General features: G+C 62.2%; 7 protein-coding genes. 6 read left to right on the top strand and 1 reads right to left on the bottom strand.

Going from position 1 to position 8,645, the window contains the following annotated elements; genetic code table 11:
- The 5 genes from EN914_RS14990 to EN914_RS14970 all read left to right on the top strand — a co-directional run.
- A partial coding sequence (locus tag EN914_RS14990; RefSeq protein ID WP_127389139.1) for an ABC transporter substrate-binding protein occupies positions 1 to 817 on the top strand: 817 nt, incomplete at its 5' end.
- A gap of 207 nt (positions 818 to 1,024) precedes the next feature.
- Positions 1,025 to 1,885, top strand: a complete 861-nt coding sequence (locus tag EN914_RS14985) for a carbohydrate ABC transporter permease (RefSeq protein WP_013530184.1) — start codon at positions 1,025 to 1,027, stop codon at positions 1,883 to 1,885.
- Positions 1,882 to 2,718 carry a carbohydrate ABC transporter permease gene (locus EN914_RS14980; protein ID WP_013530185.1) on the top strand — a complete coding sequence of 279 codons (837 nt, stop codon included), beginning with the start codon at positions 1,882 to 1,884 and terminating at the stop codon, positions 2,716 to 2,718. Before EN914_RS14985 ends, EN914_RS14980 begins: the two co-directional genes overlap by 4 nt.
- Before the next feature lie 8 nt (positions 2,719 to 2,726).
- Positions 2,727 to 3,821, top strand: coding sequence for an ABC transporter ATP-binding protein (locus EN914_RS14975; protein ID WP_024504772.1), 1,095 nt, complete (start codon positions 2,727 to 2,729; stop codon positions 3,819 to 3,821).
- A gap of 35 nt (positions 3,822 to 3,856) precedes the next feature.
- Positions 3,857 to 5,884, top strand: a complete 2,028-nt coding sequence (locus tag EN914_RS14970) for an aldo/keto reductase (protein WP_024504773.1) — start codon at positions 3,857 to 3,859, stop codon at positions 5,882 to 5,884.
- Between the two features lie 27 nt (positions 5,885 to 5,911).
- Here EN914_RS14970 and EN914_RS14965 read toward each other — a convergent pair whose 3' ends face one another.
- Entirely contained in the window at positions 5,912 to 6,787 is an 876-nt protein-coding gene (locus EN914_RS14965; protein WP_081714376.1) for an AraC family transcriptional regulator, read from the bottom strand.
- 246 nt (positions 6,788 to 7,033) lie between these two features.
- On the opposite strand from EN914_RS14965, the gene EN914_RS14960 reads away from it, so the two are divergent.
- Complete coding sequence (locus EN914_RS14960) at positions 7,034 to 8,500, top strand: alpha-glucosidase/alpha-galactosidase (protein WP_024504775.1); 1,467 nt, start codon at positions 7,034 to 7,036, stop codon at positions 8,498 to 8,500.
- Positions 8,501 to 8,645 lie beyond the last annotated feature (145 nt).

The raw sequence follows: 8,645 nt of genomic DNA, 5'->3' as shown, positions 1-8,645 counted from the left end.
GGCCGGCGTCGATCCGGCTTCGATCAAGACCTGGGACGATTTCGTCGCCGCCGGCAAGAAAATCCAGTCCGCCAATCCTGGCGTCTCGATGACCAATGCCGATTTCAACGGCGACTCGGAATTCTTCCGCATGATCTCCAACGAACAGGGCTGCGCCTATTTCTCCGAGGACGGACAATCGATCACGGTCAACCAGCCCAAATGCGTCGATGCCATGACCAAGGTCAAGGAGATGAAGGACGCCGGCATCATCTCGTCGGCCGACTGGGGCACCAAGATCACCAACAACACCGCCGGCACCGTCGCCACCCAGATCTATGGCGGCTGGTATGAGGGCACCATTCGCACCGAATCTGCCGGCGAAAACGGCAAATGGGGCGTCTATCTGATGCCGAGCCTCACCGCCGACGGGCCGCGCGCCGCCAATCTCGGCGGGTCCTCGCTGGCCATCACCTCGGCTTCCAAGAACAAGGAGGCTGCCTACGCCTATCTGAAATACACGCTCGGAACCAATGAAGGCCAGATCACGATGCTGAAGGAGTTCGGCCTGGTACCGTCCCTGGTCTCGGCACTCGACGATCCCTATGTCGCACAAGGCCTGTCTTACTGGGGCGGCCAGGCGGTATGGAAGGACATTCTCGGCACCTTGCCGAAGGTTGTTCCGAGCCGCGGCACGCAGTTCCAGAGCGACGCCGAAATCATCGTCCGCGCCGTGCAGACCAAGTATCTGGCCGGCGGCTATCCTGACGCCAAGGCGGCGCTCGACGATGCCGCAAGCCAGATCGCGGCGGCGACCGGACTGCCCGTCAAATCTTGATCACCGCTTCTCCTTCTCCCCTTGTGGGAGAAGGTGGATCGGCGCGATAGCGCCGAGACGGATGACGGGTGCTCCAGCGGAGTGAGACGTTTGCGTTCTCTGGAACACCCCCTCATCCGTCGCCTTCGGCGACACCTTCTCCCACAAGGGGAGAAGGGAAGACCCAGGCGACGGCGTGAAACAACAAGCGGTAGAAGGAGGAGCAAGATGCGCAATCGTAACGCCACGGCCTATCGCTTCCTCACGCCCTATCTGCTGATCTTCGCGATCTTCTGGGTGTGGCCGATCATCAGCTCCTTCATGATCTCCTTCCAGGCAACGCGCACCGTGCCGTGGCGGTTCGCGCCGAGCTTCAACTGGGGCCGGTTGATCGGCGATCCGGCCTTCTTCAACGCCCTGAAGAACACGCTGCTCATCCTGGTCATCCAGGTGCCGGTGATGATCTCGCTGGCGCTCGTCATGGCGGTGCTTTTGAACTCGCCGCTCTTGAAGGCGCGTGGCCTCTACCGCTTCGCCTTCTTCGCCCCGGTCGTGGTCGGCGAGGTTGCCTATTCGGCGGTGTTCCGGCTGATGTTCAACCTCGATTTCGGCATCATCAACAAGCTCCTGAACAGCGTCGGCCTGCCCAAGATCGACTGGTTCTCCAACGTCACGCCGGCGATGGCGCTGATCATGATCGCGGTGACCTGGCGCTGGGCCGGTTACAACGCCATCATCCTGCTCGCCGGCATGCAGTCCATTCCCGAAGACGTCTACGAGGCGGCGACGCTCGACCGCGTCAGCAAGCTCAAGCAGTTCTTCTACATCACCCTGCCGCTGCTGAAGCCGGTCATCGTGTTCTGTCTCGTGCTGTCGATCATCGGCACCATGCAGCTGTTCACCGAGCCCTTCCTGATCACCGAGCGCGGCGGGCCGGGCGGCGGCACGGAGACGCTTGGCCTGCTGCTTTACCGCCAGGGCTTTCGGTCGCTCAACTTCGGCTACGCCTCGGCCGTCGCCTACACCATGGCCGGGCTGGCGATCGCCATCACGCTGGCGCAGCTGTGGCTGACGAGGGAACCGAAATGAGTTCGCGCTCCTCCGCCAGGCTGGGACGCAGCATCGCTCTGCATCTGTTCCTGACGCCGCTGGCGCTGATCTGGCTGTTTCCGCTGTGGATGATGGTGGTGTTCTCGACCATGCCCGACAACGGCATCTTCAGCCCCGGCATCGAGCTTTTGCCGCACGGCAATTTCATCGACAATTTCAACAATCTGCAGCGTGACACGAACTTCGTCGGCGCCATCGGCATTTCGGTCTCGGTGGCGGTGACCTACACCATCCTGTCGGTGCTGCTGACGTCGATGGCCGGCTGGGCGCTGGCCCGATACCAGTTCTTCGGCAAGGGCGCGGTCGTCGCCATCATACTGGGCACCATAACGCTGCCCTATGCGGTCGTGCTGATCCCGCAGTTCATCATGGTGGCGCGCGACTTCAAGCTCGCCAACACCTGGGTGGCGCTGATCGTTCCGCCGCTGTTCAATTCGCTCGGCGTGCTGTTCATGCGGCAGAGTTTTTCGATGATGCCGGACGACCTCTTCGATGCGGCGCGCGTCGAGGGCGTGAAGGAGTGGCGCATCTTCCTCTTTGTCGCGCTGCCTTTGGCGCGGCCGATGCTGGCCGCACTCGCCATCATCCTGTTCCTCGCCTCCTGGAACAATTATCTGTGGCCGCTTTTGATCAACAGCCAGCCTGGTTCGATGACGGCGCCGGTGGCGCTCGGCACGCTGATCGGCCTCACCAAGGTGTCATGGGGCGGCATTATGGCGGGCGCTGTAATGCTGACGGTGCCGATGCTGGTCGTCTTCGTGCTGCTGCAGCGCCATTTCATCGCCGGCATTGCCGCCGGCGCGGTCAAGTAAGGGGCAGCATGGCAACGGTCACGCTCACCAATGTCGTCAAGCGCTTCGGCGTCTTCGAGGTCGTCCATGGCGCCAGCATGGACATCAAGGACGGCGAGTTCGTCGTCTTCGTCGGCCCCTCCGGCTGCGGAAAATCGACGCTGCTCAGGATGATCGCCGGGCTCGAGGACATCAGCGGCGGCGAAATCGCCATCGGCGGCAAGGTGGTCAATGATGTCGAGGCGGCCGACCGCGGCATCGCCATGGTGTTCCAGTCCTACGCGCTGTATCCGCATATGAGCGTCGAACAGAACCTCTCTTTCGGCCTGCGCATGACCGGCAATCCAAAAGCCGACACCGAACGGCGGGTGAAGCGGGCGTCCGAGATCCTGCGCATCAGCGAACTGATGGACAGACGCCCGAAAAAACTCTCAGGCGGTCAGCGCCAGCGCGTCGCCATCGGCCGCGCCATCGTGCGCGAACCGCAGGTGTTCCTGTTCGATGAGCCGCTCTCCAATCTCGACGCCGAATTGCGCGTCCAGATGCGCGTCGAGATCTCCCGGCTCCATAAGGAACTGGGCACGACAATGATCTATGTCACCCACGACCAGACCGAGGCGATGACGCTCGCCGACAGGATCGTCGTGATGCGCGCCGGCCATATCGAGCAGATCGGCCGGCCACTCGATCTCTACGACAACCCCGACAATCAGTTCGTTGCCGGCTTTGTCGGCTCGCCGAAGATGAATTTCATCAAAGGCCGGGTTGTCGGGCACGATGCACCTGGCGTCGTGGTCGAACTGGCGGGCCAGGAGAAGACCCGCATCACGCTACCGCTGACTGGCACTGCGCCCGAAATAGGCAGCCCAAAAATCGGCAGCAAGGTCATTGTCGGTGTGCGGCCCGAACATTTCGGCAATGCCGGAGAAGGCGACGCCGACCTTGTGGTTGCCATCGACGTGATCGAGCACCTGGGCGGCACAAGTTTCCTCTATGCCAGAACGGCCAACGGTGACGACGTGGTGATCCAGCGCGACGCGGCAAAGGTCCCCGACACGTCCGAGATCACCGTTTCCATCCGCAAATCCTACCTGTTCGACGAAAAAGGACTGCGGCTGCGCTGACCGCCAGCCCTTTCCAGCCTTCAAGGAGAATGACAATGACCGCAACCACGCCCATTCGCTGGGGCATTCTCGGCCCGGGCAGCATCGCCCAGTCCTTTGCCGGTGGCGTGGCCGCTTCGGGCACCGGCAAGCTGGTCGCCATCGGCGCACGCAATCCCGCCAAGCCGGGGCTTGCCGAGCGTTTTCCCGGTGCCCGTATCCTCGACGGCTACGACGCGCTGCTCGCCGACCCCGACATCGACGCCGTCTACATTTCGATACCGCATCCAGGCCATGCGCAATGGGCGATCAAGGCGGCCGAGGCCGGAAAGCATGTGCTGTGCGAAAAGCCGCTGGCGCTGACCGCCTTCGAGGCCGACGCCATGATGCATGCCGCGCGCAAGGCCGGCACATTCCTCGGCGAAGCCTTCATGTACCGGTTGCACCCGCAGACCAAGAAGCTGGTGGAGCTGATCAGGTCCGGCGTCATCGGCGAGATCAGGATGATCAAGTCGAGCTTCGGTTTCGCCATGCCGGGCTTCATGCCGCAGCACCGGCTCTATGCCAACGATCTCGCCGGCGGCGGTATTCTCGATGTCGGCGGCTATCCCGCCTCGATGGTCCGGCTGATTGCCGGTGCGGCCGTCGGAAAGCCCTTCAGCGAGCCAGACAAGGTGGTCGGCACCGCCCATCTGGGCCAGTCCGGCGTCGACGAATGGGCCTCCGCGCTGCTGCATTTCCCCGGTGGCATTGTCGCCGAAGTCTCCTGCAGCATCTCGCTCAGCCAGGACAATGTCCTGCGCATCCTGGGCACTAAGGGCCGCATCGAAGTGCCGGACTTCTGGTTCGCCGGCGGCAACCGCGATGTCGGTCTCGGCCGGATAGACGTCATCGCCTCCGATGGTACGCGCCAGACCATCAGCGTCGACGAGAAGCGCCATGTCTATTCCTTCGAGGTCGACGCAGCCGGCGAGGCGATCCTCGCCGGCGGCCAAGAATTCGCCTGGCCGGGCATGGCGTGGGCGGAAAGCCTCGGCACCTTGCGTGTGCTGGACAAATGGCGGGCGGCAGCCGGCCTCGAATACGGGATCGAGAAGGCCGAGCAACGCACCAACACCATCTCCGGCCGGCCGCTGCTGTCCGGCGGCACGGCGGTCGCCAAGCGCACCATTCCTGGCCTGTCGAAGCCGGCATCGGTGGTGGCGCTCGGCTTTGAGGATTTCCGTACGTTTTCCTCAGGTTCGATCCTGCTCGATGCCTTTTTCGAGGCCGGCGGCAATCTCTTCGATACCGGCTATGTCTATGGCGGCGGCTATACCGAGAAGCTGCTTGGCGAATGGTTGAAAAACCGTGGCGTGCGCGCGCAATCGGTAGTCATCGCCAAGGGCGCGCACTCGCCGCTGTGCTATCCTGATGTGATCGGCAAGCAGCTCGACCAGACGCTCGAACGCCTGCAGACCGATCATGTCGATGTCTACTTCATGCACCGCGACAATCCGGATGTGCCGGTCGGCGAATTCGTCGATGCGATGGATCGCGAGGTCAAGGCCGGCCGCATCCGCGGCCCGTTCGGCGGTTCGAACTGGACGATGGAACGCATGGATGAGGCAATTGCCTACGCCGAACGCACCGGCAAGCAAAAGCCCGGTGCGCTGTCCAACAATTTCTCGCTGGCCGAAATGCTGGAGCCGATCTGGGCTGGCTGCGTCACGTCCTCCACGGATGCGTGGAAGGCCTGGCTGACATCCAGGAAGATGCCGAATTTCGCCTGGTCGAGCCAGGGGCGCGGCTTCTTCACCGATCGGGCGGGTCGCGACAAGCAAGACAATGAGGAGCTGGTGCGGGTCTGGTACTCCGAGCGGAATTTCGGCCGCCGCGACCGGGCGATCGAACTTGCCGCGAGACTGGGCAAGAGCCCGATCCATATTGCGCTGGCCTATGTGCTCGCTCAGCCCTTCCCCTCCATCCCGCTGATCGGGCCACGCACGTTGGATGAACTGGACGACAGCCTGCGCGCTCTCGACATCACGCTTTCGCAAGCCGATCTCGAATGGCTGGACGGCGGCAGCCTGCGCGCTGCCTAGTTGGCTGCCTGTTTAACCGTGGCGGCGTCAGGCCTCGTCATCGAACGCCCTGACGCCGCGCCTGGCCGGAGTCCGCAAATTCGCGTACATGCCTGTGGTGCGGAACTGGCTCGGTGTGATGCCGTAGCAGCGGCGGAAGACCTTTGAAAAATAGTTCGCTTCCTCGAAGCCGCATAGGATGGCGACTTCCTTCACCGGCAAAAAATCCGCTTTGGTCAGCAGCTTCGCCGCGCGTTGCAGGCGCTGCTGCAGCACGAACTCGGCCGGAGGCAGGCCTTCGCTCTCGGCGAAACAGCGTGAGAAATGGGCTCGGCTGAGGCCGCTGATCTGGACCAGGTCCGCCACCGGCAGCGGCTTGTCGAGATTGGCGTTGATGTGATCGATGACCGGCTGCATGGCGCTTAGTTTTTCGGCGAAGGAATGGGAACCGAAGACATCGTCATAGAGCGCCATCGCAGCCTCGTAGGCTATCGCGGAAGCAGCACCCGGCGAAGCGGCGCCTTTGATCAGGCGCAGGCTGCAATCGGCAAGATGATCGATTGTCGCCGGCTGCAGCCGAAATACAGGACCCGAGACGCTGAGGATCGACTTGTGGATGCGCAGCGCTTCCTCGCCGTTCATCGAAATCCAGAAATATTCCCAGCGCTCATCTCCAGCCAGCCAGTAGCGGTGGTTGTGCGGCACCAGCACCAGCAATGTGTCGTTCTTCTGCAAGCGGTAGTTGCGGTTTTCGTAGCGCAGCCGGCCAGTCCCGCTGATCGTGTGCTGGAGCACGGTGAACGGTGTCTGACCGCGCTTGCGGCCGTCCCAGTCGTAGATTTCGTCCTCGCGCACTTCGTAGCCCGTGCTCGTCGGCATGGCGTGCAGGCGCTGGCGGCCGCGCGGCAGCGAGATCGTGCGCATGGACTGTCCGTGTTCTATCAAATCATGCAGCACAAAATTACCCCTGAAAGCATAATCCTTCTCTGGTCGCGCTCGCGAATAAGCGCATAATCCCCATCGAAAAGCGAGAGAGATCCGCAGTCAAGGAGCGGACAGGGAGGTTGGCGAGCCGGATTCCGGCTTGTCCTGCATACATGTCGCGGCATGTGGCTACAGCCTCCATTGTCATTCCTTGCCTGCAATTCGAAATGGAATGAGGTGCGGCTGATGAGTTTCAAAATCGCTATCATCGGTGCCGGCAGCGTCGGCTTCACCAAGAAATTGTTCACCGACATCCTGTGCGTGCCCGAATTCAAGGACATCGAATTCGCGCTGACCGACGTCAGCGAGCACAATCTTCAGATGATCAAGGCGATCCTCGACAGGATCGTCGAGGCGAACAGGTTGCCGACCAGGGTGACGGCGACCACCGACCGCCGCAAGGCGCTCGAAGGCGCTCGCTACGTCATCAGCTGCGTGCGGGTCGGCGGCCTCGAAGCCTACGCCGACGATATCCGCATTCCCTTGAAATACGGCATCGACCAGTGCGTCGGCGATACGATCTGTGCCGGCGGCATTCTCTATGGCCAGCGCAACATTCCGGTGATCCTGGATTTCTGCAAGGATATACGCGAGGTCGCCGAGACGAACGTCAAATTCCTGAACTACGCCAACCCGATGGCGATGAACACCTGGGCGGCGATCGAATACGGCAAGGTCGACACTGTCGGGCTCTGTCACGGCGTCCAGCACGGCGCCGAGCAGATCGCCGAGGTGCTTGGCGCGAAGTCCACGCAGGAGCTCGACTATGTCTGTTCCGGCATCAACCACCAGACCTGGTTCATCGACCTGCGCCTCAACGGCCGCCCCATTGGCAAGGATGAACTGGTGGCCGCTTTCGAGGCGCATCCGGTCTATTCCAGGCAGGAGAAGCTGCGCATCGACGTCCTGAAGCGCTTCGGCGTCTATTCGACCGAAAGCAACGGTCATCTTTCCGAATATCTGCCCTGGTACCGCAAACGTCCCGACGAGATCACGCGCTGGATCGATATGTCCGACTGGATTCACGGCGAGACCGGCGGCTATCTCCGCTACTCCACCGAAACCCGCAACTGGTTCGAGACGGAATATCCGCAGTTCCTCGAAGCGGCGTCCAAGCCGATCGACCGCGAGAAACGCTCCAACGAGCATGCCAGCCACATATTGGAGGCGCTGGAGACCAACCGCGTCTATCGCGGCCACTTCAACGTCAAGAACAATGGGGTGATCACCAACCTGCCGCACGATGCCATCATCGAGTCGCCGGGCTTCGTCGACCGTTTCGGCATCAACATGGCCGCCGGCATCACGTTGCCGGAGGCTTGCGCCGCCACCTGCATCGCTTCGATCAACGTCCAGCGCATGTCGGTGCATGCCGCGATATCAGGCGACATCGATCTTCTGAAGCTCGCCGTGCTGCATGACCCGTTGGTCGGCGCGGTTTCGACGCCGGAGGAGGTTTGGCAGATGGTCGACGAAATGGTCGTCGCCCAGGCAGCCTGGCTGCCGCAATACGCCCATGCGATTCCGGCCGCCAGGGAGCGGCTGTCGACATCCAAGGTGAAGACCCGCGAGTGGGCGGGCGCCGCACGGCGCAGCGTTCGCTCGATCGAGGAATTGCGCGCCGAAAAAGCCGCGCTGAAGCAAGCCGGCTGAAACGGGCCGGCTGAAACGGGCCGGCTGGAAATTCATGCGGTGATGGTGGATCCATGGGAGGCGGATCCACTGCCACGAAGCCGTTTGAATTCGAGGAGAGGCGGAGCGGGTGCAAACGCTCCGGACCAACAAGAGGGAGAGAGAC

Source organism: Mesorhizobium sp. M7A.F.Ca.CA.001.08.2.1 (genome assembly GCF_003998455.1).
In the GTDB taxonomy this organism is placed as follows: Bacteria; Pseudomonadota; Alphaproteobacteria; order Rhizobiales; family Rhizobiaceae; genus Mesorhizobium; species Mesorhizobium ciceri.
Note: the sequence above shows the minus strand (reverse complement) of the source record. Positions and strands in the feature narration are given on the sequence as shown.

Coding starts and splice junctions, on each gene's coding strand:
- EN914_RS14985 (WP_013530184.1), top strand. CDS start 1,025: ATGCGCAATCGTAACGCCACGGCCTATCGCTTCCTCACGCCCTATCTG.
- EN914_RS14980 (WP_013530185.1), top strand. CDS start 1,882: ATGAGTTCGCGCTCCTCCGCCAGGCTGGGACGCAGCATCGCTCTGCAT.
- EN914_RS14975 (WP_024504772.1), top strand. CDS start 2,727: ATGGCAACGGTCACGCTCACCAATGTCGTCAAGCGCTTCGGCGTCTTC.
- EN914_RS14970 (WP_024504773.1), top strand. CDS start 3,857: ATGACCGCAACCACGCCCATTCGCTGGGGCATTCTCGGCCCGGGCAGC.
- EN914_RS14965 (WP_081714376.1), bottom strand. CDS start 6,787: ATGCGCACGATCTCGCTGCCGCGCGGCCGCCAGCGCCTGCACGCCATG.
- EN914_RS14960 (WP_024504775.1), top strand. CDS start 7,034: ATGAGTTTCAAAATCGCTATCATCGGTGCCGGCAGCGTCGGCTTCACC.